The following is a 26,849-nucleotide window of genomic DNA, read 5'->3' as shown; positions in this document are numbered from 1 at the left end:
CTGTGCCACTTCAAAAAAATAACGGATAACTTTACATCAAATACTGTAAAGTTATCCGTTTTGACTAGTTAAAAACAGGTTATAATCCAACGCAATTTCATTAAGTTCTCCAAAGTAATCCACTTAAAGTCTTTAGTAAACCAATAGTGGATAAAATATACAGGCTTAGGATAACTTATTCACTATACCTATCACTTATTATTTTTTTTCAAGGACATAATTCGCCTCTTGTATACCTATTTTATCGCCAATATTAAAAGACATGAGGTCCTCACCAATAACAACCTGTCCATCGTATACCTTGCTCGTTCTAACTGCTAAATTACTCTCTGCATCAGTTAGACCACCAAGCAATACAATATGAGAATATACGGCGAGTTTGGGCTTAACTTTACTAAATACTTTTCCAGCTTCCTCAGGCGTGGTGTGTATATCAAGGATCTTTTGTATTGCTGCCAATTTATTATCTGGCCTGGCTGCAGCAACCTCATGGATGAGCAGGTCTGTCCCCTTGGCATAACGGATCAGATTTTTGCTGTATCGTGTATCTCCAGATATGACTACGGAATGTCCTTGATAATTTACTCTGTATCCATAACTTGGTTCCATTGGACCGTGATCAACTAGAAAGGCTATTACTTCAACTCCATTTTTCTCATATACTACACCTTGCTCAATATCATGTCCAATTGCATCTAAGCCTTCGAGATTTTCGTTTTGATTGGCATTGCGTACTTTGATATCTGCCTCAAAGGATTTTTCCATATTATCCATCATATCCTTGGTTCCTTCAGGCCCCCAGATCTCAAAAGATGTTTCTCTTTTACCTGCAGTAGGTAATGAGCCAGTCAACCAAACATCTGGAATGCCAATCGTATGATCAGAGTGCAAGTGGGTAAGAAACAGCTTGTTAACCTTGCCTGGCATCGTATTGGTTTGGCTCAGCCGTAATGCAGCTCCTCTGCCTGCATCAAAAAGTAATCTTTCATCCCCAGCTTCCACTAGGGTTGCAGGACCAAACCTCTCCATACTTAAAAGGGGGGAGCCGGTTCCAAGGAGGGTAACCCTAAAATTGCTTGTCTTTTCCTCTTGTATTTTCTGTACCTGCTCCTTTGATATGTGGTCTCCCTTTGGGATTATTTGGGGAGAAAATATTCCTGCCCCCAGTAATAAAGAAATAGTGAGTAATCCTATACTATTCTTTTTCAATTCCAACCCCCTCCAATTTACACCGGAATCTCATTTTGTTATTAATTACATCTGCAAAATCTGCTCATAAAGATGCGATAGGTGATAACCTGATTTGATGTTTTAAATACAAAACAAGGTTTCAGTTTATAAAAATTATAACAATATTCTGAAAGATATGTCAATTATGTATATTCTAAAGACGGATACCACCAACAGTTGAAATGTTGGCGGATTGACATTATCGAATGCATCAACAATCTTATTCCCTCTTAAAGTATAGGTGTACTGATAATGTGAAGGAATCTGCGTTTCTGTATCAGGATATGTGATAATTGCTTCAAAGTCAGTAGCTCCACCCGCTTTACGAATTGAGTCTTCCAGATAAGCCTGGTCACCGTGACGATTGAGTGTGCTTTCTTGTGGAGTAATATTGTAAGCATTAGATACTCCACCCGTATAGGATATTCTTTTAAGAGATAAAACCTTTTAGCTGTTGATACACCTCAATTTGAGCGATGAACAAAACTAAATGATGAACAAAACTTGAAATTCCTACACTTTTATCGTAGGGTTAGTGTAAGAAAGATGCGTATTTACAACCTTAAAGAATATGCACGAATTTATGCAACGACATCAACGCTGTATTATCACTAGAAAACCCTCAAATGCTGTAAGTGGCTTTGTAGAGAAATGCATAAAATACCTTATAAACAATGTTCATATAAAAATCCTAGAAATACTATTAAAGCAAGATTTCTAGGATTTTCGTTTGCGCCCAAACTTTTATTTGGGAACGTTATTTTGAATAATTTTGCATACTTTATAAATCTTTAATGAACTAAGGTATCTTGAATTTAGAGGCGCTTCTTCAACAATTGCGCCCGATTGTGAAAGAGCATTTTCTATTGCAGAGTATATTTGTACTGCGCAGCAACGTAACTATATTTTGTTATTTGTTCTTCTTCACTAACATCCAATAGGTTATCAAGAAGTTAATCTAATAAATTCTTCTGCATCTTTCACGCATAATTCCATTCCTTTTTCCCAGAAATCCTCTGAAGTAATATCTTCTCCTAAATGCTTCATAACTAAGTCTTCTACAGTCATACTTCCTGAATCACGAAGTAAGTTCAAATAATCTTTCTCAAAATCTTTACCTTTCTCTTTTGCCTTTGCATAAATACCTAAAGCAAATAAATACCCAAAAGTATACGGGAAATTATAAAAAGGCGATTGAGTAATATAGTAGTGTGGTGTCCAAACCCAAGAATAAATGGAAGGTTCTTTAAGGGAACCAGCATATGCTTCATTTATTGAGTCTTCCATTAACTGATTTATTCGATTGGGTGAAATAATCCCTTCACTACGTTCCTCGTATAATCTCTGCTCAAATATGAATCTCGAATGCATATTCATAAAATTCATGACACTACGCTTTAACTTTTCATCAAGTATAAACAATTTTTCTTCTTTTGAATTTGCCTTTTTCATTGCAGCATCAAAAATAATCATTTCGGAGAAGGTTGAAGCAGTTTCAGCAATACTTAACGGATAACGCTTATTCAATCCATTAACAGTTTTCATGGCGTGATTATGAAAAGCATGCCCCAACTCATGAACAAGAGTTAACACATTTAAAAAAGTACCGCTAAATGTCATAAAAACTCTTGATTCACCTGTGAGTGGAAAACTAGCACAAAACGGAATAGCTGACTTATTTTGTCTGTCTTCTGCTTCAATCCAACCTTCTAAGAACGCTTGTTTAGCGAAGCCTTCTAATTCTGTTCCAAATTGACTAAAATGTTCTGTAATAAGGTTAGCAGCATCGTCGAATTTTATTTCTTTATTACTTTTTATACTTGGAGCCCAGAAGTTATAAGCTTTCATACTAGAACCGCCTATCATTTCCGCTTTTCGCTTCAAGTAATTAGAGAAAGGTTGTTTATATTTACTGATCACTGTCCACATTGTATTCAGTGTCTGTTCCTTCATTCTGTTATTTTTCAAAGGATCTTCAATTGCACTTTTTATCCCACGTTTGTTATTTACTTGTAAACGAAAGCCAGTAATATGATTTATTATTTTAGCAAATAACTCTTCTTTCTCTTTCCATTTAGATTCTAATATATAATGTGCTTCCTTTCGCACCTTTTCATTATGGTGCGATCGCAAGTTAATGGCTTGTCCAACTGATAGATTTTCTTCTTTACCATTAATCATAATTTTCACGTTAATACTACTTACTAGATCTTTATAGAATTCTCCCCATGCATGATACCCATCAACCATAAGATCTGAAATTAAATTTAGCTCTTCTTCAGACAAAATATTATCTACATTTTTTCGCCATTCGTTTAGAATAAATCTATATTCTTGTAATTCTTTGGTTTCTAGTATGCCTTCCCAAACATCTTCCTTTATACTAATTAGTATCTTCTTTACTTTCGATAGTTCTTTTTCAAAGCGGGATTCTTTTTTGGCAACTTCTCCTCGTAAAACCGCCGCATCTTGATCCTTTGGATTTTCCGCAAGAAGGCAAGTGATAAACGAATGAGCTTGAGATAAGTACAAGCGAATGTTTCCGATATTCTCTATTAAATTGACCACTTTAATTATTTCTTTTTTTGAAAGCGGAGTAATTAATGTTTTAATACTACCTTCTAGTTCATATACAAGAGTTTCTAATCGATTGATATGAACTAAAAATTGACTTGATTTGCTCCCCCCCATAAAGACCGTATCTAGATTCCATACTTTTGAATAGCTTACTTTCTCCATTTGTTACCTCCCCTAATAAGTATATTTCACCAAACACGAACGTACATTCTCATCATAACATATTGTAAAGGAAATTAATTCCTAACTTAATAAGAAAAATTTTTATGTAATAGTAAAGTCTCTTATTAAATTATTAAACAGAATCGTTAGCTAAAGTACATCTATTCTCAAAGTCACCTAAAAGGTGAGTTCTTTGTTGCACAGAATAGGTCTACTACGACATAACAGTTGCTCCACAATCTGGACCGTTTGTTGAATAACGAAAATGCACCTAAAGCGCTGTTTGGGTGCGTTACTTCGCTTAACATTGTAAATCTACACAAATCTAGTGGAATGCTCTCATAGCAAAATGTCCTCTATTGAAATGTTTATTTATCTGTTCCTCAAAATTTCACAACTGTAAATTGTCTAATCGGAATTCTTCTCTATTCCTCCAATTACAAATAAGACCGTCTACAAAAACCTCACCTTGATAACTATCTGTTAATGTCAATTTACCGGGTTTCTCACCATAAAAACTAACATATGTAGTCAGCCTACCATCCTTAGCTCGTATAATCACATAGTTAGCAACCTCGATATTAAAGAAGCAATAGGAACCTCCGTTTAATAGAAGGAATTTTCATTTTTATAAACATTCGAATTATAAGATTAATTTATTATTTGAATAAATCCTCAAATTCATCGTCAATTTCTTTAAATTTCTTTTCCGCATCTATGACATTCTCCTTTAACTGAAAGTTTTTACGACTAAGAAGAGAAGTGCTATGCAATGTCATCGATTCGTATTTTTCTTGATAGAATGCAGATTGCTTTTTCAGAGCGTCGATTTCTTCTTTTAGAGAGGCTATTTCTTTCTCCTTAGTATTTAGTCTATTTTCTAATTCAGTTGTCTTTAACACCTGTTCAAAAGTAGTTTGATATGCGTCAAGGACTTGTTGAACCCTTGTGATTAGTAGGTTTTTATTGTGATAATTAGAATTTACTAAATCCTCAGCCGAAGGAATTTTTACATTCTCTTTCATTAAACCCACGATTGCCATAGGGGTTTGATTAAGCTTTTCAATGTCTTCTCGAATTTTTTCATTATTTCTCCATACGTACCGAGGAAACTTCGTTTCGCGCCCTAAATCTGCGAGAGTAATTAATTTCCCACTATTTTTGTTTGCGTATTCGAATAAAACAGATCTTAGTTCCTCATATGGATATTTTTGCGGTCTGCCTCCCTTAGACTTTTCAGTTGTCATCTTGTACCTCCATTTTTTTTTGCTAGATGCGCCTCTAACATTGCTTTTCTATTTAATAAAATTGCGAGATTTGCGCTGTTTCGTTCAAGGTCTTTAGAGTTTTTTTCGTTATTATCGAACTCTGACTCCTTTTTCCTATAAGCTGATTGATAATATTTTTTGATGAAATTTAATTTAATTTGTATTTCATCTTGGATTTTTGTGATTTTGTTTGCCAATTCGGATTGTTCTAGAGTGGTGTGACTGCTAAACTAAAGTAGACAGTTTTTGCTAGATAAGATGAAACACTTATTTACCCTAATATACCAGTAAAATATATAGCTCCTCCATTGTATGATGATGGTTTGATTCTTAAATCATTGGAGGGCTGAGAAAAGGTGGATAAGTGGGAAATGTATATGGAAATTCAGCAGTTACTCAAGAAAGGTTTTAGTAAATCCAAAGTAGCAGATAAACTGGGGGTATCCAGGGCAACTGTATATCGGCATCTTAAGAGATCTCCTTCGGAGATGGCAGAATGGGTTGAATCTTTACAAACAAGAAAGAAAAAGTTGGATCCTTATAAAGAGTTAATCTTGAATTGGTTAAGGGAACATCCTGATCTTTCAGCAGCACAAGTAGAAGATTGGTTGATGGAAAGGTATAAGGAACAACTTGAAGTGGGTGAAAGCACAGTCCGTGCTTACGTAAGGGAGCTAAGAGTTGAATATAAAATAGCTAAGGAATCTTCACCAAGGGATTATGAAGCAATACCTGATTCACCAATGGGGGAACAGGTCCAAGTTGACTTTGGGCACACCAAGCAGAAAACGTCTGATAATAAAGAAGTAAAGCTGAACTTTATTGCCTTTGTGCTATCTAACTCGAGATACAAATATAAAGAGTGGTTAGATCGCCCCTTTACAACTCAAGATGTCATTCAAGCTCATGAAAATGCTTTTCAATGGTTTTGTGGGATCCCAGGAGAACTCGTGTATGATCAGGATAGCTTAATTGTGGTGAGCGAGAATGGCGGAGATCTCATTTTAACGAAAGAGTTTCAGCACTATAAGCAAACTCGAAATTTAAACCTTCGGGTTTGTAGGAAAGCCGATCCAGAAAGCAAAGGGAAAATAGAGAACGTTGTAGGATTTATTAAGTACAATTTCGCCAAGTATAGAGTGTTCAATAATATTGATTCTTGGAATGAGCAAGGATGGGAATGGCTAAATCGTACAGGTAATCGAAAAATCCACAACACAACAAAAAAAAGACCGGTCGAAGTGTTCTCCTTGGAAAAGCAACACTTAAGACCAGTCTCAGGAAACATTAATTTCCTAAACAATCATGAAAATAGTATAACAAGAAGCATCCATAAGGACAATACCATACGGTATTTATCCAATAGGTACTCCCTTCCACTTGGAACTTTTCATAAGCATGAAATGGTCTCAATAAAAGAAACAAAAGACAGAGAACTATTAATCTATAACTCTGAGACAGGAGAACTCCTGGCCAAACATCAGATTCCGGATGGTAAAGGACAATTAATTAAAGACAGAAAGCATACAAGAGATCGCTCAAAAGGAATCGATACATTTATTGATACTGTGGCAAAACGATTCGAAGAAACAGAAACGGCCTACGATTACTTGGATAAACTTCGTGAGAAGTACCCACGGTATATTCGTGATCAGTTACAAATGATACTAAAAGAAACAAAACAAAATAACGAGCAGCTTCTAACAGCAGCCCTCTCGGAATGTATCAAGAGAAACTTATATAGTGCAACAGATTTCAGCGATATCATTTTATACCTCAAGCGACAACGACAGGTTCATGATACAACAAACGACAAAGCTGAGACTGTTTCACCATTAAATAGCATATCCGGTTGGATAATAGAAACAGAAGCACAAAAGAGAAATGTAGATGCCTATACGGTTTTACTGGAAGAAGGTGATCAAAGTTGAATCAGCTTCAGGAGGTCCAAGATAAATTAAGGTCCCTTCGGTTAGCTGAAACAGCTGATCGATTGCCAGAGTTAATAAGAGAAGCTGAGAAAAGGGACTTGTCCTTTACTCAGTTTCTACTAGATGTAGTAACCTATGAACAAAAACGCAGAGATGAAAAGCAGCTGGAAAGGCGATTTAAGTGGGCGACGTTTCCCTTCCATAGTACTGTGGATGAGTATAATGTGAATGAGCAAAAGTCTTTGAGCAGTAAGAAGTTAAACCAGTTAAAAGATTTAACATGGATTGAGCAGCTATATAACATCATTTTTCTAGGACCGCCAGGTGTCGGTAAGACCCATCTTTCGATAGGTTTAGGAATAGAAGCTTTAAACCAGGGATATAAAGTGATCTTTACCACTATGGGAGATTTAATTCAGGCATTAAAGACTGAAGAAATAACGAGGAAATCCAAAACAAGAATGAAGCGAATAAGAGAGGCAGATTTGGTTATTATTGATGATTTGATGTTTATGGCAATGGATAAACAGGAAGCTAATATGTTCTTCCATCTCATTAACACCCTTTATAACCAAACCTCGATTATACTTACATCTAATAAAGGGCCTAAAGAATGGGGTGAGCTATTGGGCGACCAAGCCATCACGACAGCTATACTGGACCGGATCTTACATCGAGTGGAAATAGTTCATTTAAATGAAGATAGTTGGAGAATGAAACATCGAAAAACGATTTTTGGTGAACAAAGTGTCTCAAATTAATCAGCAAAAATTGTATCATTCTACTTGACGGTCACAAGTGGTCAGATTAGATAAATCTATATGAATCTTATTACAAAAGATACAATCATCTTCGAAACATTCGTACGGAAAGTTTTTTGATTGGCAGTAACCATAATCTATTTTCTTTTCTTTAGAGTAGTCAGAATTCCAATAAGAGAATATCTGCTTTTGACGAAATGTAAAATGCTCAAATCCTGAAGTATTTAGGTTTGTCATACTTCGTTGGATATCCTTAGCTAGTAAATTAGAATAAGACCTTTGAAAATCATCGATATGAGATGCATATGCGGATTGAGTTTCAATCTTATTATGACCTGCCATTTGAGCGATCGTTAATTCGCTGAATCCTTGCATCATCATTGAACAAATAGCGAAATGGCGAGTATCCATTAGATTAAAGCGAGTAATGGTTTTGTGTGGGTTTTCTAAATCTAATTCGTCTCTTGAATTTACAATGTTAATACCCATTCCGTCTTGTATCACTTCATCGAAAAATGAATCCAATAGCTTTGTCATTAAAGTGGTTGTTCGATGGTTGGCATGAATTATTGTTTCCCCTCTATTTATGAAGCTACTACGATTAGGCATTTTTAAATGTTCATAATGGTGAGAGAGATGAAATAGATATTCTTCGTTCTCGCTATTAGTTATCTTTCTATAATCTTCTATAATTTCGAATACTTCCTTGTTTATCTGAATTTCGTGGGGGATGGCGACGTGATGCTTTCCTTTTTCTTTTTTGGAAGGGGATTGCTTTCTTTTCCCTTTTGTAAGGTAATATTTTTCTTCTTTCGCATCATACCGTATATCGTTATTTTTTATTGTAACGAGTTCTATTGGACGAATAGGTATGATTGTCGATAATTTCCACCAAATAAAGATTGGATAGTATTTTGATCGCATATAATTTGTTGCTTTGATCATGAAATCGTTAATTAAAAAATCAAAACGGACGAATTCTTCATAAGTAGGTATTTCTCTGACCGCATTCCAATCAGCGCCCTGTATGGATTCGAATAAAGGGATATAATCAGACGCGTCGTTTATGGGGTTAAAGTACAAGAATCCCAAGTTATAGGTTTTGTATCTATCTAAATTAATTTTTGATGACTCCTTTTCTAACTTCCATTCTTCGAATTCTAGTAGTTTTCGATTGTCATAACAACTTGTTAATCTAATGATGTTTAAAATGTTGTGAAACCCCTCAAACATGCTATCTGGGGATATATTTCGGTCATATAGTTGTACAATTACGTAGCATTTTAAAGATAAATAAAGCTCTTTATTATATTCTATTTCCGTAAAATCAAGACTCCTATAATATTCGCGTCCTATTACGTTCCATTGGTGGTCAAGAAATTCGGATGTGGATTCAATAATCCCATCGTCTTGTAAAAGCTCGAATTTTTCTTGATACTGAATTAACTCATCTTTGTTGTACTTGAGGTACTTTTTTTCTGCAACTGAATTGGAAGTCTCTTCGTAAATAAGTAATCCTTTATCTATATTACCTACTTTTAATTTTTTTACAGCCATCAATTATTCACCTTGTCTATAGTTAAAAATTTTGTGACATTTAATTCTCTGATATTTAATTGCAACAAGTCCAAATCTATGAAACTGCGAATATAATTCGTATCAAATTGGTCGTACATTCTTTTGAAATCCATTAGGATATACAAAAGCGATTTAATCATGTGTGTATATTTGATGCGTGTGATATGTTCATCTTGATTTGTTTTTTTTAGTCGTTCAATCAAAGAAAATATTTTCACATTCACAATATCTAAAATATAATTTGTATCGATGCGATTTTTGCAACCGAGACATGGCATTTCTAGATTATATTCAACCTCTTTTTTAAACGGACAATTTTCCAAACCTACGAGACATTGTGAATGGTCTAGCAATGAAGGGGAGCGTAATCTGGAAATCTCCTTTAGTTTGTCTTTTAACTCTTGTTTTGGAATTTTCATAAGGTCTTTTAATAATGCAATTGATTGCTCGTGCCTAGTGACAGCAAATCTTGATAATTCGTTTATCATTACAGGTGAATATTCTTCGTTGATATTTGTTATGGCTGTTGTCATTTCTTCTAAGCTCATCGGTTCATTTTCATTTATTGCGTCTATCATAACTTTTACTTGCCATCCAAAAATCCCTCTATCGAAGGCGTGACGAGCCATTTCTTCAACATCTACATCAGTATTTCGCGTTACTAGATATACCTGAGTGATAGAGTTAGGCATTGCAATTTTATGAGTGTGAGAACGAGAAAAACCACTAAGCCAATAAGCTAATACGCCTTTACCGTTTTTTACCGCTGTTTCCCAACCGTAAGTCATTAAAGATTTGTTACTCATTTTATTTTTGAACTTTGGCAAATCTTCTCCGAAGAAATAATTAGTATTTTTGTAACTTATATTTTTAACTAATATTTCGCTATTAGCGTTTTCTTTTTTACGGTGTAGTTCGCTAAGAATGAAGGCTAATGCCGTAGGCATTTCAAAAATAAAAGGGACAACGAATACGGTTTTTTGTTTTTTCTTTCTTGATAAATTTTCTTGCATACTTCTTTCGACTGTTTTTAATATGTTTTGAGCGTCTTCTAATTTCAATGTGTGTTCGTTGAACCATTCAAAGTCATCAATGCCAACTATATCAAGTGATATCGGTTTAAATGAAAACATATCTGAGCGTCTCCACGCCAATGAAAAATGCAACAAGCAGAATAGCCATGTATTAGCATACTCTCTGTTTTTAACTGCATTTTCGAAATGTTTATTCACATCTAAAACATGAAGGATTAACATTTTCCACTCTTCTTTGGTATACATTTCATCATCATCGGCATTTAAGGTCTTTTTAAAAACATAATCGCCACTAAAAGCACAATCAACTTTCTCTTTGCAATAGTCAAGAAATTGGGTAACTCTACGAGTTTGATCTTTATGGAGTGATTCAAATAATCGTTTTAATTCTAAATCTGTATATTCCATCAATTCATTAGTTAGTTGAGATGCTAAAACCTCTAAAACACGCAAATAATGAAGGGTGATTGTTTTGAGTGGCTGTGTGCTTTTCTTTATTTTTTTTCTAGCCCATCTGTTATATAAATCCACTGTAAGGTTTATATTGGCTTTGTTCTTAAAGTAAGTGATACTGTCTTCAAACAATTGATGATAGTTAGTTTCTGCAAGATGGTTATTATGATTGTGCTTGATTTGTATCGCAGCGTAACTATTTATAAGTTCATCAGCTTTTTCTCTTTTGATGTAAAAATCTTTTTTGTTATCTGGAAGAAGAATATAGTCGTCAGAGTTAAAAAATTTCCTTATAACATTCAAAGATGTGTTCATCTCCAATGCTAATTGCTCAATTGGAATTAGTCCACGTTGCTTGTACTCATCTAAGTAAGCAAGATGCGTTCTAACACCCCTAGCGTTCGCGGTAAACGATTTTATGTGTTTCTTACGCCATAACATCTGCATCACTTCTAAAGGCGTATTTAGATACCTAGAAGCCTCTTCAACATCGACTAATCCCTTTTTGTATTCCTCCCAATCTTCAATTTTAATTTGGTAGCTTTGAGCCTCTTTGTATACAAGTTTCGATAAAAGAGGATCGTTAAATATAAAATTAACTATAGTATGTCTATCTGTTGATACACTTAATTCTTTCTTGATTAATTTGACTAGACTAACTGCTCTTGTTTTTCTGTTTATATATTTTTCAACTTCTTTTTTTGAAAAATATAGAATTGCCTCAAAAAGCAGGACATCCTCGAATACTCCTGTCTCTTGTAAAATCTTTAGTGTTTTGTCTGATACATTTAGCATTCTTTTAACTTCGGCTTTTTTGTAATAATCGTTTGAAAGTTTAGCTTGCAAGGATAGTTGCTGCTCAACATAGCTTGCATGAATCAAATATTTGGTGCTTCCAGAAGAAAGTGCCGCTTTCAAAAACGAATCGGGTATTAACCCTGTTCGTGCGTGTCTTCGTAATGTTGAAGCATTTCTATTGATTAATTTAGCTACTTCTTCGGTTGTATACCATTCTGACACCTTTAATCATCCTTTTTTTTTCGATTCCGACTGTTTAATTTTAATTCAGAAATAATCTCTTCCTTTACTTCTAATAAATCCATATACATATCATCGTAGTTACCCTTTAGAAGTCTAAGTATTTTATCTGTATTGTTTAGATACGTTATACTGCTCATGGGGTTGTCATCTCCTCGTGCTGTCATAACTTGAAGTACATTGGTTGCTTCTGCTGCAATCAAATTCGAGAAGATTCCACGTCCGATGTGAGTAGACCACTTAGCGCTACTTAATTCCAATCCGTATGTTCTAAGTAAAGGATCTTTAGACTCTAACAATAAAGTTAAGAATCTATTTTTCAATTTTCCAAACTCCCGTTGATAAGTGAATTTCTCCATTGCTTTTCCATCTCTGTTGGAGAAGAGAGCGTTGCTACCATCGGTAGGTTTATATTTTTCAATATGCGTCTTATATAGAAGTTGTAATAACTCGCCATTAAAAGGGAAAATACCTTGTCTTCTTCGTTTTTTTACGGTTCCTTTTCCCTTGATATCCTTTAGTTCGGGTCTGAAATTACGATTTTTTATTATTACTTGAAATCCATATAATCCGAATTCTCCTGATGGAGTAATACCAGTCCTAGCGATATTTACAACCTCGCCAGCACGTAAGCCCCCGAAACACTGAAATGCCACACCAAGAGCTATTCTAGGTGTATATGTATATGCAGTTTGTATGAAGGGGATAATTAACTCGCGAGGAAGGTCATGGATAAGAAATGTTTCTTCCTCATCATTTGGATAGTTCACGTTGATAAAAGGGCTTTCTGGCTTCCTTTTGACTTCTAAATCTTCATACGTGTATTCTTTGAAATCGAAATCATTTATTGTTATATGATTTAAAATATTTTTTTTGGCTAGGAAGTAGTATAAACGAGTAAGATTCCATTCACATCTTTTGACTGTTTCTTTTTTCACTGGAGCGTTATTTCGTCCCATTAATCCATAAACGTTCAAATAGTCCTCTCCCTGTTCAAAAAGAAGGTCTTTTACGCTTGATAACTTATACTTTGCGTGATTTTCTATAAACACAAAATTTAGGAAGTTCACAATAGAGTTAGCAATTTGTTCTTGTGTTTTAATACTAGGGATACCGCCTTTTTTTAATGGCAGATGAATAAATTCTGAAATAGGGTGGACAACACTTACTGCATATCCGTTTTTCTTCTGCTCCAACATAATCATCATCTTATCGACAGTATGATTTTTACCGTTAGGTAAAGTTTCTGTTGCTGATACTCTTTTACAGTAGTACCTATAAACCCCCAATCTTTTGTTTATTCCCACAACATTGCTATGGTTTTGACTGTTTGAAGCTTTATTCATTTATCTTCCCACCTGTAATATATTTTCTCCCATATCATTAAAGCTGTTCTCTTTATTTCGTATTGTTCTAAGTTGTTTAAAAACTTCATACGCCTTCTAAAACATGACCTGCTACAAAGTCTATATCCTCCTAAAAACAACTTAAAACTACTAACTTGAGTTTAATTGCTATTCGCCTACATAACCGTCTCCATCACGATCATCCATATATTGATATAACCAATGATCTTTTGTTATTGGCATTTTGAAGCCAGCTGCTTTAGCTTCTTTAATTGTTACCTGTCCATCACCATTTGTATCAATGCTAGAAATATCTTTATCGTCATTAGAAACATTAGAATTATTTGAGTTCGTTGATTTACTTTCAGTTAAACCTAGAGATTTATTGGTTTCATCAGGATTGCCATTGTCAAACTCATCAACAATCTTATTACCTTTTATAGTGTAAGTGTACTTATAATGAGAGGGAATTTGAGTTTCAGTATTTGGATATGTGATGGTTGCCTCAAAATCAGTAGCTCCACCAGCTTTACGAATAGCATCTTCCATGTAAGCTTGGTCGCCGTGTCTATTTAATGTACTATCTTGAGCTGTGATATTATAAGCATTGGATACACCGCCCATGCTGTCTGCGATAACATGCCCTTCATCTAAGTCACTTCTTTCTACTCCAGGCACTTTTGCTTCATCTTTGCAGTATCTTCCCGATGATGTGACCTGTTCAGTACGGTCATCTTGTAAAATAATTTTATCAGCAATAACTTTAACTAGTTGACCGTACTCGTTCGTAAATGCCCAATATTCTCGTACACCATAACCAATGTCTACCACAACATTAGCTTCACGATGTCCCGATAAATCACAAGCATCCACTTCGATTAATTTGTAGCCTTTGAACAGTTCATCTTTTGATTGAGTTGATGTATCTTCTACTACTGGTTCATCAACAGTTGCATTAACTGTTGTTACTTCTTGTGAATCTGTTTTTTTCTCAGTATTCGAAACATCTTCTATGTTTGTACAACCAACCATAAAGATGATCATTAAAGGGACGATTAAATAATTCATTTTCTTTTTCATTTTAAGACTCCTATAATAATTATTTTAAATTGTAGTAACCTAATAATAACATAGTATATTATAGTTTTGTTCACCATCTACTATTTTTGAACAAAAAAATAACCCCCCACAATCATTGATGTGAAAGGTTTTCAGATAATATATAGTAAGATTTTTATGTTTTGTTCAAAAAGTATCCTATCCCCTCCAAGAGAATCGGCAATAATATGTCCTTCATCTAATGTTTCGCTCTCAACACCTGGAACCTTTGCCTCATCGCGATAGTATCTGCCTGATGATAATACAGGTTCGCTGCTGTCATCTTGCAGGATGATTTCCTCAGCAATGACACGTACCAGCTGCCCGTATTCATTAGTAAATGCCCAATATTCACGGTCCCCGTACCCAATGTCGACGACAACATTAGGTTCACGATGTCCAGAAAGATCACCGCCATCAACTTCAATAAGTTTGTATCCTGAGAACAGGTCATTATTTGGCTGGGCTGCTGTTTCTTCCGGTGCCGTGGTGACAGTTTCTTCTTTTGCATTATTTTTATTTTCTTCGACAGCTGCTTCCTTATGTGACTCTGTTTCTGCGACCGTATTGGATGTATCTTCTGCGCTGGTACAGCCAGCCATAAGTGTTAATGTTAAAAGTAAGAATAAAATGTTCATATTCTTTTTCATTTTAGTATTCTCCTATCCTCAGTTAAGCTGTCTCAATAGTTGATGACAGCAAATCTGGCATTTACTCGTTCAATATTTATTATCCAATATAAATTGCTATGTAAAAAACGAAGAAAAAGACTAAGAACCCATTAAAAAACAAGAAAAATGACGTGTACCAGCATACACGTCATTTTTTATGCCATCTAAACTTATTAACGTAACCGGGTTATAACTTGCCGCATGATGCTTCCCTTTTTACAAATCAAAAATAATCCCCATAATCGAGTAAATAATCACCGTCGAAAATAGAACGGTCATATGGACAAGTGAAAAGATGAACAGAGACTTTGCCCACTTTTCAGGATCCATTCGTTTATAGCCATAGACACTGAGCGCAAGCCAGGCAATTCCGAGGAGCAGTGCCACAAGCATAAGACCCGTGCTTAAGGAGCCTAACAGGAAGCTGATCCCGATCAGAATAACTAAATAAACATTCGTCTGGATGTATGTCCTTTTGACGCCTTTAACAACAGGTAGCATTGGAACATTGGCCGCTTTATATTCATCATGCTTCCGGATGGCAATCGCATAAAAGTGAGGCATTTGCCAGATGATGGTGATGATGAACAGGCCAAGAATAGCAGGATGCGTGACATCCGGATGGATGGCAGCCCAGCCGATAAGCGGCGGCATCGCACCTGAAATACTTCCAACCTCTGTGTTATAAATCGTTCTTCTCTTGGTCCACATTGTGTAAGGGACCACATAAAAAAACAGCCCCAAAAATCCAAGTAAACCCGCTAACGGAGTTGTGAGGGCAAGAGCGAGGACTCCAAGCACAGACATGAAGGTTGCAAGCCATAGTACCTGCTTTGGCTTGATTTCCCCTGTGACAGTTGGTCTGCTTTGGGTCCGCTTCATGATCGAATCAATATCACGGTCATATAAATTATTAAAAGCCCCGGCTGCGCCCATTACAAGGCTTGAGCCAATAAAGGCAAGTATTATCTCGGGCAGCTTCTCCAGAAGGCCGAAGTCATACGTATATAAGGCCAGTGTTAATCCTGCAAACATCGGGATCAGGTTGGATTTAATAATCCCTGTTTTAACTGTCAGTGCGAGGATCTTTGATAAAGGCCGTCCCTGCATTTTCAGGGTCTCTTCCTCTTTCATGATCGTTTCTTCCCCTTTAAATTATTCTCTCTTTCCCATAAAGACAATTCTTATTATACACTTATTATAACAGGAGTTGATGCACAATGATTTCTGAAAAATCCCATGGCTGTCAGACTCCCTGCAAAACGAAAAGAGAACCATGCCTGACGCTTAGTCCTCCTTGTTGATTCTAACATTATTTGCATGGTAATGGGACTTACAATCGTGACATCTTTGTTTCAAATCGATTAGAAAATGCTTCTCCCAGGGGCTGACCCAATTTCCTCGCGTTCAGCCTTCTGGATATAGGATACTTTTTCAAAGGTATGGATGTACCGGTTTCACTTGTAATAGTCTATATCATTAACCGTATAGAAATGATTGTCGCATTTCCGTTTTGATTGAAGAGATACTACTCTTTTTTTCTTTCAATAATATAATTCCGCTTTCCTTTATTAACCGAGTATGTATCGGTGGTTCTTTCCATAATAAAGCTGAAGGTATTTACCTTTCTCCTGGCTATTCTTGATTCCAGCTTTTCTGCGCGATCATATCTCATTGAAACATCCTTTTCAGAAGCATTCAGTTTAAAACAAAGACCTCCACTCACATAAACGTTTGAGGTATTTGGGCCATCAGGCATGATAGCATCTATATGATGCAGCGCAAACCACACACAATCTTCATGCAATGGTGATGTATGAGGAAACCAATACATTTCCATTCCACCCGGAATTCGTACTGGTGCTGGTCTGCAGGGACCCAGTATGGATTTCGAACCGCTCGTTGCACCATTTAGATCAAAGCCATAATAATTTATGCTTTCGTCAATAATCTCAATCGGTTTCATCATTACCATAAACGTATAATCCCCTTCCAAAACCAAACTGCAGTAATCGCCATCATCGTTATAATGGGATCTGATTGATTTCGTTTCCGGAACGATTATATACTTCTTTACTATTAATGAATTCATTGTACTAATATCCTCCCTTTAACTTAACTATTTAAAAATTGTAAATTAAGGAGTATACTAGCTTATGAGCTGGGATACTCCATCTCACTGAGACTCTCAGGCTATCGTCCACCAAGACCCGCCTGAGGGTTTTTTATGCTTTCACATCGTGCTCACCTCCTTGAGTCTCCATCCGCTCAGCCAAGCTTATTACTCTTTGATTCCTCATGAGCGGAAATCTCGCCAGCATGGTTTCCTGATAGTTTCCAATTCTTTTAGAAGAATCAAAGGCAAAGAGTTTATCAAACCAGGTACTACGATATCCATATAGGCTCCATCCTTCCATTCGTCCTGTCTGCTTAATAGCATTCCTGCCAGAAAAGTGGCCACAAGCAAGCGCAGCTGTGAAATTGAGAGGAACTTTTAGTTAGCTTGCCGAGAAATAACCTTTATTCAAGTATAGGTCATATTTCCTGCCCGAAAATTATTATAGGCATGTTATCTGATTATTGTAAAATCTTATTTCATCCGCATACCGTACTATTTCTATATAGGACTTATTTTAGTATTAATGTCCGTTTTCTTACTATTGACAGTCACAGGTTCAGACACTATAATATGGCGGCATAATTTCAAAACCTATTTCAAGGCCCATATTTGTGATTCATGTCACAAAACATCCTTTGAAGATGCTTCATATTGATTATTGACAAAAAATTCAAACTACAAGGAAATTGATATTTTTTAAATTTCGAACATTTTGTGACAAATCTAAATAATGACTAACAACAATATAAAGTCCACATAAAAAAGGGTTGGAATTGGTATTATCCCCAATAGGTAGACTTGAAAAAAAGAGGACATGATATGATGTTCTTAATAGTCTACCAGGAGGGGATTTTTCTATGGCCAAAAAAGGACAAACATTTACTTCGTATACTGAGGAATTAAAGCGTGAAGTAGTTCGTTTGAAATTGGAGGAGGGCTGGTCCTACAGTCAGCTTCGTGAACGCTTTGGAATTAAAAGTGATGCCCAAATAGCGAATTGGGTAAAAAAAGTAAATAATAATGAATCCTTCGAAGATCAACGTGGACTTTGGAACAAAAAGAATTTTAACAGCTTAGAAGAAGAGAATGCATATTTGAAAGCGCAGGTCGAATACCTAAAAAAGCGCAATCCAAATCTACACGGGAAGGAGTGGTCTTGAAATCCGAAAGGTTTCAAATTATTGATGAAATAAGAAGAAAGTATCCACTTGCGTGGCTATTTAAGATTGGGGAAGTATCTAAAGCTGGATATTATAAATGGCGTGGAACCCGTTCAACGCGTACTTTACGTATGGAAGAAGATATTTTACTTAAAGAACATATATTAGCCATTCATAAACTACACCCTTACTTTGGATATAAGCGAGTGACGCGGGCTTTATCTAGAGAAGGAATTGTAATAAATCATAAGCGCGTTCGACGTTTAATGCGGGAATTAGGCATAAAATCAGTTATTCGGAAGAAAAGACCTTTCTATGGGCATAGAGGTTCAATTGTATTTCCAAATGTATTGAACAGGGAATTTTCAGCCGAGAATCGGTTTGAAAAACTCGTAACAGATATAACATACGTACGAATTGGAGAGGATTTCGCATATCTTTCTGCAGTTTTGGATTTATATAATAATGAGATTGTAGCTTGGAAATTATCTAAAAGAAATGACCTTGAATTAGTGTTAAATACATTAAAGCAATTAGAAGGCAAACCATTAAAAGAACAAGCACTAATACATTCCGATCAAGGATTTCAATACACAACTAAAGTGTATGAAAATCACCTAAAGAAGTTGAATATTCAAGGAAGTCATTCCAGAAGAGGAAATTGTCATGATAATGCATGTATTGAGTGTTTTTTCTCCCATTTAAAAACAGAGAAGTTATATTTAGTGCGTCCTAAAACGATTGAGCAAGCTTACTTAGCGATTGAGGAATATATTAATTTTTACAATAATGAACGATTCCAAGAAAAGTTTAACGGCCTTTCCCCAATTGAATATCGTGAAAAGGCCGCAGCTTAGTATACTCTTTTTTCATTGTCTACTTGACAGGGTTATGTGCAAATATTTTCGTTCCAAACCCTTTTTTCTTTCCTTTTCTGCAAAATTGAACAGGATATTGCTGTTAATTCACACTGCTTTAAATAAGTGAAAATAACTGCGTCAAAGCCCAAAAACGACGAAATTGAAATGAAGCTAATTCAGATTTTAAGAATTGGTATGCTGCTTAATCGGATATCCATGTGGTTGATAATGAAGCGGAACCTTTATCCACCCTCGTTTTAGCATATATGTCTTTAGAGTTCCACCGGACATAGCCCACTCAAGAAAGAATTCAATCAGCATTTTGCCTGCATGATGACGTACCTTAACTGCCTGTCTCTTTGCACCAAGCCGGGAGTATGTATTGAGATTAAATGCGAGTCCATTTGTTATTTCATCGTCTGATGATACAGCTCCTGAAAGAACAGTGTTAGACTTGGATTTCAGTTTAGAAGAAGTTATATTTGGCATGGAATTCCCTCCTCTTTTTTTAAAATATTCCTCATTATCGTTAGAAAAATGTATCGTCTTTACTTTCAGGCTGGATTGCACCGCAAATGTATAAAACTCACCAAAAAAGCACACCTTATGGTTGCTCTTATTCAATCGTGGGGTGGAAAATCATGGAGTGGTTTAGCCGCAGTCAGTCTGTCCAATTTAACATGTTCTCTGTAAATCACATTGCTGTTTTAAGCATCTTTGTGCTTGTTGCTGCAGCTATATTTCTAAACCGAAAGAAATTAAATAATCAAAAATGGAGAAGGTTTGAGATTGGGGCAGCTTTATCATTGATCCTGGTTGAAGGCTTGAATCAGGTATGGATGTACCTCAATGGAGTATGGAGCTTCGACCGCTCCCTGCCTTTGGAATTGTGTAACATTGCTCTTATTTTATGTATTTTTTTACTGATAACACGAAGAAGAATCTTCTATGAATTGATGTTCTTTATAGCTGTTTTGGGTGCTACACAAGCGATTATCACCCCAGCCCTGACATATGATTTTCCGCACTTCCGTTACTTCCGCTTCTTTTATGAGCATTTAATGGTAGTATGGGCTGCTTTATATTTTACCTGGGCAAAAGGCTATTATCCGTCATTCCGGTCGCTATGGAAGCTATTGATCTTTATTAATCTCCTTGTGCCAGTCATATTTTTCGTAAATAATCAGGCCGGCGGAAATTACTGGTTCCTGCGGCACAAGCCGAAAAGCCCGAGTTTATTTGACTTACTGGGTCCTTACCCGTGGTATATCTTTACTTTGGAATGTTTATTGATAGCCCTTAGCTCTATTACCTGGTTCGTTTTGCGAAAATGGGTGAAAAACGGGGAACACTCTCACCTGAATATCAGTCTTACTAAACAGGAAGATTAAATTTTAAAAAATGAAATGGGTGTTAAAGATGAGAACTTTCCTCCCTGTATATGCTCACGTCCTAACCGCATTTCTTACTGCATTTCCAGGAAGAAGATTAGAAAAAACAAGACCGGAAGCTTTTTATCGCCTTAATGGTCGGCGGTTTTATAAGGTCCCAGCTGCAAACGGAATATCTATATGAGAATAAATAAGAATCTGATTAGAATACCGATTGTTATTTAAATGATTAACTGCCTTAGCACATTCCCTTCACAGTAAAAAACCGCCCTTTTACAGACGGCAGAAAACAATCTTTAATCCTTATTCAGCTGCGTAAAAAGGGCTGGCACCTTACACTGCTGCACTTCAATTTTCTCCCAAACCTTTCCGGTTACATAAGGTTCTTCTTTAAGCCATTGGTTTAATTCTTCTCTTGATGGATACTCCACCACCATCATGGAGCCAATCATTTTTTCCTCTTCATCCAGGATGGCTGCAGCATATAAATGCTCCCCATCTTTACTTCTCTGCTCTACACCTTTTAAATGTTCCTCCCTTGCCTGTAATCTTCGTTCCAGGGCCTTTTCATCCTTGCCGTCATAAGCCGTAATAATAAATTGCATTTGTTTATCCCCCTTTAAATCGATATTGGAGCACCTTTTACTCTAGGTTTTCATATCCCAATACGGTGACTCTTGAAATGTATTGGAACAGCATGCGCTAAACGCTTCTGATAGGAAAGGTGACGCATACATTCATACGCAAAGCTCATATTAAAAATAATGGATAGGTAATGTTAATTCTACAGAAAGTTTCTGAAAAAGGAGAGGAAATCATGAAAAATGTTGCTGAAAATGTACATATTGGAGAATTAATAGCTGTTTCCAGCGTGTTTAAATTAAATACTTTTCAAATGATTAACTTAATGGAAGATGGCTTAGTGGAAGTATTCGACAGCAAGGAAGATTTTTTCGATAAATATGGAAATAAGGAAACATATGACGGGTTAGATTGGTGCGAGCTGAATAATGGGAGAATCTTTACTATGGATATAAGGCCTGAATAAATCCTTCCAACAGATTTCAGGAATGAATGCGCCGGATCCAGCATTCAATAGATGATAAGCCTGTGAATGATATTTAGTAACGATTACCAATTCAAAAAGAATTCTGTTTCCTCAGTGCAGGACGAGAATTCTTCCAAAAGGAAAAAAACGCCTATATGCGCAGGATAGATACCTCTTATCCTGCAAAAAGGGAATCAAGTTGTCTCAATCCCCAGCATAACTCGAACAAAAGAACTGTTTCATCTTCCCCCAGCCTCTTCTTTGCCTTCAAGAAAAGTATTTACATAATTAAACAAACCCAAGTTCAAACTATGTGAAAAGATATTATAGAATTCAAAGGTGATCGAATGAATCAAAGAGTAATTCAATCCGTGCACATATATATTCTGCAAATTATTTCTACAGGATTCCTGGTGCATGTGCTCATTCTGCCCATCCTGCTTTCCACAGCGAAACGGGATTCCTGGCTGAGCGTGCTTTTTAGTATCGTGCCTGTCGTTCTTTGGTGCTTAATTATTTTTTATATCTATAAGAAAATGAAGCCTCAAAATGACCTGATCACTTTAATGAAAAGAAAGCGATCACCTGCATGGATGTATTCTGTTATTTCATTTTTGTTCGGGATCTATTTCTTGTTTTCAGCCTTCATCACCCTAAAGTTCACTTTTATCTGGGCCAAAACAAATTACTCTTTTGAAGTCCCGAATTTTGTTATTGTTCTTCTGTTTTCCCTTGTCTGTTTTTATGCATCTGCCAAAGGAATTCGGACGATAAGCGCCATTGCCTTGATTATCCTGCCGTTTGTTTCTTTTTTTGGTTTCTTTGTCGGAGCAGGGAATATGCCAAATAAAAATTACGAGCTGCTCTTTCCGCTTTATGAGAATGGCATAGATGGTTTATTCAAAGGGATATTTTATTCTTGTGCAGGACTGTTTGACATCATAGCCATTTTATTTTTGACACCCTTTCTTAAAGATAAACTTAAGGTAAAGTGGATGATATTGGTTGGAGTCATCCTTGCCCTGTTAACATTTGGCCCGCTAATAGGGGCCATTTCGGAATTTGGTGTAGAGGAAGCGGCCAAAATGCGAAATCCGGCATATGAGCAATGGAGGCTATTACAGATTGGAGACCAATTTACCCGTCTTGATTTCCTGTCCATCTTTCAATGGCTTTCCGGTGCATTTGTCCGGGTCAGCCTGACACTATTTATTGCAAATAAATTATTATCATTCAAATTGAAAAGCAGATGGATCCTCCCAATCCTTTATCTGATCTTAATCGTAAGCGCTTCTGTTAATTGGGACGCAACCTCCTTTTATTATTTTTTACAGCAATATTTCTTCCCTATTAGCCTAATATTTCAGGTTTGCGCACTCCTGTTTGTCCTAATTCTAGTTAAGATAAGTGGTGATAAACATGAAAAAAATTCAGCCTAAAATAGCGGACCAATTAAGAGAATGGTTTAAGGATTCATCCGATTTGGTGATTAAGGAAAAAGCCTATGCGGATAGTCAGGGTGTACAATCCCTTGTTTTTCTGTACTGTTCCAATTTAGTGGATATAAAATATATGAATGATGTGATATTCCCGGCGATAAAAAATATCATGCTGGAGAACGGACAGCTGAACAAGCATGACTTGTTAAATGAATTAGAGGTAACCCAGCCCGAAGAGCAGGGCCAATTGAAAACCGAGGCCGAGCAAAAGCTCTTTTCAGGTGAACTGCTGATCCTTAATCCGGAGAATAATGAAATCTTCTTTTCATCCGTTTCCAATATTCCCAAAAGAAGTCCAGAGGAATCCAATATTGAGACCTCGATTAGAGGCCCAAGAGACGGATTGGTTGAAAGCCTTTCAAATAATATGGCGTTAATCAGGCAAAGGCTGAAATCATCCTCTCTTAAAAGTATTGAGTACTCGATAGGCGAAGTCAGCAGGACCAAAATGACCTTACTTTATATGGAGAATAAAATAGATTCTTGTGTACTTGAGGAAGCCAAAAAAAGACTGGGCAGCATCAAGCTGGACATAGTGGCAAGCAACTCCGAAATTGAAGAATTGTTATATGATAAAACATTTTCCCTGTTTCCCTTAATGGACAGCTCCGGCAGACCTGACTTTGCCGTGAATGCCTTAACACAAGGGAGTTTTGTCATTTTAGTGGACGGCAATCCGACGTGTCTGGTGGGCCCCATTACGTTTAGTCATTTGCTCTATTCTGCAGAAGATCTTCACGATAGTTTTTTTTATATAAGCATTATAAGGCTGTTAAGAATGGGGGCCTTCTTAACGACGATCTTTTTACCTGGTTTTTATATCGCATTGATCACTTTTCAGCTGGATCAAATTCCTTATCCTCTAATTGCAACCATATCTGTATCGAGAATAGGGCTGCCATTATCGGCACCTGTTGAGACGGTTATCATGCTTATTTTATTTGAGTTATTTAAAGAAGCTGGCGTACGTCTTCCAAAAGCAGTGGGACAGACTGTAGCAGTGCTGGGAGGATTATTTATAGGCGATGCGGCAATTCGGGCAGGATTGACCTCTCCTTCCTGTCTGGTCATTATCGCCATAACCGTCATTTCAGGCTATACGCTTATTAATCAAAACATTTCGGGCAATATTGTGATCCTCCGCTATTTCGTTTTAATCATCTCGTCCATTTTTGGAATGTATGGCTTTTTTATTTCCCTGTTTCTGATCCTGACATCGGTGGTATCCCTCGAGAGCTTTGGGCAGTCTTATGTATCATACTTGATCAAACCTAATTTAGGTGATCGAATCAGGTCTGCCATCAAACAGCCTTTCCAGCTTCTGACCAGAAAAAACCGGACCCATACTCTTCTCGGCAATGACAGGCAAAAGGAGTAAGGTATGAAGAAGATATTGTTGATGATTATGATCATTGGATTGCTTTTGGGATTGACAGGATGCTGGGGGAAGAAAGAAATACAGAGTCAGGTTTATGTAACAGGCATCGGCATCGATTTCGCCGATGATGAATTCACTGTTTATATCCAGGCGATGAATTTTGCCAATATAGCCAAGCAGGAAGGTGCTTCGTCTTTACAGGAATCAGTCCCCAATATCATTGGCGAGGCAAAAGGAAAAACCATACAATCAGCCATTAGCAAGTTTGAACAAAAAGCAGCTTATCCGCTCTATTTCGGCCATGTTGAAACCTTTGTACTAAGTGAAAATGCGATTAAGGAACAAATAAAAGCGGTTGTCGAGTTTATAGGACAGGATCATTTCCTGAGGTATACTTCAAATTTTTTTGGAACAAATCAATCCATAAAGGATCTTTTCAATAGTGACAGCTTTTTTAACTATCCATCGTTATATACGATCCTCCACAGCCCGGAGGAAGTGACGAAAAATAACTTTATCATCCCTGTTCAAAAGTACAATAAGTTCATCTCCACTTATTATGAGCCCATTGGAACCTTTATCGTTCCGGGAATAACTCTAAATGACTCACATTTTTCAGAAAAAGAGAAAAAAAAGCAAATTTCAACTATAATGGGTGGTTTTGTCATCTCCAGCCAGGAATATAAAGGATTGGCTACTAAAGGTGATTTGGCCGGCGTTAAATGGACCTCCAATCAGGCTGCAAGGATTCCTCTTTCTTTTTTTGACGAGAAAGTGAGCGTCGTGGTCAATAAACCTAAAAGGTTTGTTAAAGTTTTGGAAGGAAACAGACCCACTTATGAATTAATGATAAGAGGGAAAGCAGAATTGATTCAAAATGAGGATAATATTAGCATGGATAAAATTGAAGAAGAAATTAACAAAAAGGTAAAACGGGATATCCAGAAAACGCTGGAAAAAGGCGATGAACTGAATGCGGATTTGCTGAATATCAGTGAAGCTGCCTACCGGTATCATATGAAAACCTGGAAACCTTCTGAAATCCAATCGTTTGATCTTAATTCTGTTGAAAAGATTGAAGTTGACATCAAGATTGAGAAAAGTGTTAATTATAAGCGATAGGAATACTGTTGGCCTGCCTATAGGAATAGGCAGGCATTTATATTAATGAGTGTCCCATATCACTTTTTCTGACATATAATCATCGAGAATGTAAAAGGAGGCTTCGTTTCATCATCCTTATGCGGCTCCACCATTTCTGAGATTTCGATCAGGCCATATTCTCCAAATTCCTGTTTAATTGAATCGGAATCGTAGAAAAACATCTTTACTCCGTCCATGATTTCAAAATAGTCTTTGCCCAATCTCTTCCCCTTTCCATACATGGGGGCTTCCTTTGAAATCGATGTAAAAATCATATATCCGTTAGGCTTTAACTGATTATAGCAAGATTGAATGAACTTCTCTCTCTCACGCTCATTCAATAAGTGAATAAGGGCATAAGAAAAGATCCCATCATAAAGCTTGTCATCAAAAGGCATATCGGCTACGGACCCATGATAGATTGGCATTGTAAGTCCATTATCTCTTGCCAGCCCAATAGCTGTTTTGGAAATCTCAATTCCTGTAACATCTATACCATGGTCAATAAAAACCTTCGCATTTCTGCCATAACCAAAACCAGGAATTAAAATATCCTTCACATTCTTTTCAAGGAAAAAATCCTTTGTCAAAATGGCTGAGTCTGAAGGTTCAAATCCCCACATCGTCTGCTTCTCTATGAAACTTGATTCCCAGAATTCTGTCATCCTTTTGTCTCCTTCTGCAGGGTTTCTTTCTTAAGATATATAAGGCTTTGCTATTTCGTTCTTACGAAGCAAAGATATTAATCGTAATTATTACGATTTATAAATCATTTAATCACATATTCTTCATTCATGCAAGAACAGAAAACACAGGGACTGTCCAGCGTATCAAGGTGAATCGCCAGAACCATCCCTGTGTTTATGAAGCTTTCCCGGCACTAAGCCGTACCAGAAGCGGTTTCGAACCTTTTAGTACAATGAGCTTGATTTATATTAATCTAGATTTGTTTACGTATTAATTACAGTTGCATTATTGCACGGTCTTGAAGGAGCTATCATTTAGCATCTGCAACTATAATAAGGCTTTAACTATACGTTCCAGGTGCTGGAGCCTCAAGCCTTACCAAAGAAGTGTTTGTAAATTCTCTAATTTTTCATTTGA

General features: G+C 36.4%; 21 protein-coding genes and 2 pseudogenes. 8 read left to right on the top strand and 15 right to left on the bottom strand.

Translation table 11 applies throughout. The features are described from left to right. Positions 1-198 precede the first annotated feature (198 nt). From NSQ49_RS23620 to NSQ49_RS23605, 4 genes and pseudogenes are all read right to left on the bottom strand, one after another. Positions 199-1,209 (bottom strand): MBL fold metallo-hydrolase, encoded by a 1,011-nt coding sequence (locus NSQ49_RS23620; protein WP_251284935.1) that lies wholly within the window; start codon positions 1,207-1,209, stop codon positions 199-201. A gap of 210 nt (positions 1,210-1,419) precedes the next feature. Continuing rightward, positions 1,420-1,644: pseudogene (locus NSQ49_RS23615) on the bottom strand (DNA/RNA non-specific endonuclease); the annotation flags it as partial. Positions 1,645-2,175: 531 nt separating this feature from the next. Continuing rightward, positions 2,176-3,969 (bottom strand): M3 family oligoendopeptidase, encoded by a 1,794-nt coding sequence (locus NSQ49_RS23610; RefSeq protein ID WP_251284934.1) that lies wholly within the window; start codon positions 3,967-3,969, stop codon positions 2,176-2,178. 659 nt (positions 3,970-4,628) lie between these two features. Further along, complete coding sequence (locus tag NSQ49_RS23605; protein WP_251284933.1) at positions 4,629-5,216, bottom strand: hypothetical protein; 588 nt, start codon at positions 5,214-5,216, stop codon at positions 4,629-4,631. Between the two features lie 377 nt (positions 5,217-5,593). Here NSQ49_RS23605 and istA point away from each other — a divergent pair, with 377 nt between their 5' ends. Further along, complete coding sequence (gene istA / locus NSQ49_RS23600) at positions 5,594-7,168, top strand: IS21 family transposase (protein ID WP_174752390.1); 1,575 nt, start codon at positions 5,594-5,596, stop codon at positions 7,166-7,168. Beyond that, a complete protein-coding gene (istB, locus tag NSQ49_RS23595) occupies positions 7,165-7,929 on the top strand; it encodes an IS21-like element helper ATPase IstB (protein ID WP_174752389.1) in 765 nt (254 codons plus the stop codon). The genes istA and istB overlap by 4 nt, the downstream gene beginning before the upstream one ends. A gap of 15 nt (positions 7,930-7,944) precedes the next feature. Here istB and NSQ49_RS23590 read toward each other — a convergent pair whose 3' ends face one another. From NSQ49_RS23590 to NSQ49_RS23555, 8 genes and pseudogenes are all read right to left on the bottom strand, one after another. Continuing rightward, complete coding sequence (locus NSQ49_RS23590) at positions 7,945-9,486, bottom strand: hypothetical protein (protein ID WP_251284989.1); 1,542 nt, start codon at positions 9,484-9,486, stop codon at positions 7,945-7,947. Then, entirely contained in the window at positions 9,486-12,014 is a 2,529-nt protein-coding gene (locus NSQ49_RS23585; RefSeq protein ID WP_251284990.1) for a helix-turn-helix domain-containing protein, read from the bottom strand. The genes NSQ49_RS23590 and NSQ49_RS23585 overlap by 1 nt, the downstream gene beginning before the upstream one ends. 2 nt (positions 12,015-12,016) lie before the next feature. After that, positions 12,017-13,378 carry a hypothetical protein gene (locus NSQ49_RS23580; protein WP_251284991.1) on the bottom strand — a complete coding sequence of 454 codons (1,362 nt, stop codon included), beginning with the start codon at positions 13,376-13,378 and terminating at the stop codon, positions 12,017-12,019. Between the two features lie 168 nt (positions 13,379-13,546). Further along, a complete protein-coding gene (locus NSQ49_RS23575; RefSeq protein WP_251284992.1) occupies positions 13,547-14,458 on the bottom strand; it encodes a DNA/RNA non-specific endonuclease in 912 nt (303 codons plus the stop codon). 182 nt (positions 14,459-14,640) lie between these two features. Then, positions 14,641-15,126, bottom strand: a pseudogene (locus NSQ49_RS23570) (DNA/RNA non-specific endonuclease); the annotation flags it as partial. Positions 15,127-15,363: 237 nt separating this feature from the next. Continuing rightward, positions 15,364-16,281 carry a heme o synthase gene (gene cyoE / locus NSQ49_RS23565; RefSeq protein ID WP_159871106.1) on the bottom strand — a complete coding sequence of 306 codons (918 nt, stop codon included), beginning with the start codon at positions 16,279-16,281 and terminating at the stop codon, positions 15,364-15,366. Positions 16,282-16,675: 394 nt separating this feature from the next. After that, the gene (locus NSQ49_RS23560; RefSeq protein ID WP_251284993.1) at positions 16,676-17,239 is read right to left on the bottom strand and encodes a competence protein ComK; all 564 of its coding nucleotides are present in this window, start codon (positions 17,237-17,239) and stop codon (positions 16,676-16,678) included. A 133-nt stretch (positions 17,240-17,372) separates the two neighbouring features. Then, positions 17,373-17,564: a hypothetical protein gene (locus tag NSQ49_RS23555; protein WP_159871097.1), complete on the bottom strand. Its 192-nt coding sequence runs from the start codon at positions 17,562-17,564 to the stop codon at positions 17,373-17,375. Positions 17,565-18,123: 559 nt separating this feature from the next. Here NSQ49_RS23555 and NSQ49_RS23550 point away from each other — a divergent pair. After that, positions 18,124-19,283, top strand: a protein-coding gene (locus NSQ49_RS23550) for an IS3 family transposase (protein WP_445662633.1) whose coding sequence is annotated in 2 segments (ribosomal slippage) — positions 18,124-18,382 and positions 18,382-19,283 — 1,161 coding nt in all. Because the reading frame shifts where the segments join, the coding sequence is not laid out codon by codon here. Positions 19,284-19,469: 186 nt separating this feature from the next. Here the strand turns inward: NSQ49_RS23550 and NSQ49_RS23545 are convergent. After that, positions 19,470-19,775 carry a hypothetical protein gene (locus tag NSQ49_RS23545; protein ID WP_159871094.1) on the bottom strand — a complete coding sequence of 102 codons (306 nt, stop codon included), beginning with the start codon at positions 19,773-19,775 and terminating at the stop codon, positions 19,470-19,472. 152 nt (positions 19,776-19,927) lie between these two features. Here NSQ49_RS23545 and NSQ49_RS23540 point away from each other — a divergent pair, with 152 nt between their 5' ends. Beyond that, a complete protein-coding gene (locus NSQ49_RS23540; RefSeq protein WP_251284177.1) occupies positions 19,928-20,677 on the top strand; it encodes a YwaF family protein in 750 nt (249 codons plus the stop codon). A gap of 296 nt (positions 20,678-20,973) precedes the next feature. Here the strand turns inward: NSQ49_RS23540 and NSQ49_RS23535 are convergent, their stop codons facing one another. After that, on the bottom strand, positions 20,974-21,282 hold the full coding sequence (locus NSQ49_RS23535; protein ID WP_251284176.1) for a YciI family protein: 309 nt from the start codon (positions 21,280-21,282) through the stop codon (positions 20,974-20,976). Positions 21,283-21,494: 212 nt separating this feature from the next. Here NSQ49_RS23535 and NSQ49_RS23530 point away from each other — a divergent pair, with 212 nt between their 5' ends. From NSQ49_RS23530 to NSQ49_RS23515, 4 genes are all read left to right on the top strand, one after another. Then, positions 21,495-21,725 (top strand): hypothetical protein, encoded by a 231-nt coding sequence (locus NSQ49_RS23530; protein ID WP_159871085.1) that lies wholly within the window; start codon positions 21,495-21,497, stop codon positions 21,723-21,725. A gap of 347 nt (positions 21,726-22,072) precedes the next feature. After that, positions 22,073-23,164, top strand: a complete 1,092-nt coding sequence (locus NSQ49_RS23525; RefSeq protein ID WP_159871082.1) for a GerAB/ArcD/ProY family transporter — start codon at positions 22,073-22,075, stop codon at positions 23,162-23,164. Further along, the gene (locus NSQ49_RS23520; RefSeq protein WP_251284175.1) at positions 23,145-24,602 is read left to right on the top strand and encodes a spore germination protein; all 1,458 of its coding nucleotides are present in this window, start codon (positions 23,145-23,147) and stop codon (positions 24,600-24,602) included. Before NSQ49_RS23525 ends, NSQ49_RS23520 begins: the two co-directional genes overlap by 20 nt. Before the next feature lie 3 nt (positions 24,603-24,605). Continuing rightward, on the top strand, positions 24,606-25,724 hold the full coding sequence (locus NSQ49_RS23515) for a Ger(x)C family spore germination protein (protein WP_251284174.1): 1,119 nt from the start codon (positions 24,606-24,608) through the stop codon (positions 25,722-25,724). A gap of 59 nt (positions 25,725-25,783) precedes the next feature. Here NSQ49_RS23515 and NSQ49_RS23510 read toward each other — a convergent pair whose 3' ends face one another. After that, positions 25,784-26,410, bottom strand: a complete 627-nt coding sequence (locus tag NSQ49_RS23510) for a class I SAM-dependent methyltransferase (protein WP_251284173.1) — start codon at positions 26,408-26,410, stop codon at positions 25,784-25,786. Positions 26,411-26,849: the final 439 nt, after the last annotated feature.

Origin of the sequence: Cytobacillus sp. FSL R5-0377 (assembly GCF_038004385.1) — a bacterium.
Classification (GTDB): domain Bacteria; phylum Bacillota; class Bacilli; order Bacillales; family Cytobacillaceae; genus Cytobacillus.
This window is presented reverse-complemented; position numbering and strand designations above follow the sequence as displayed.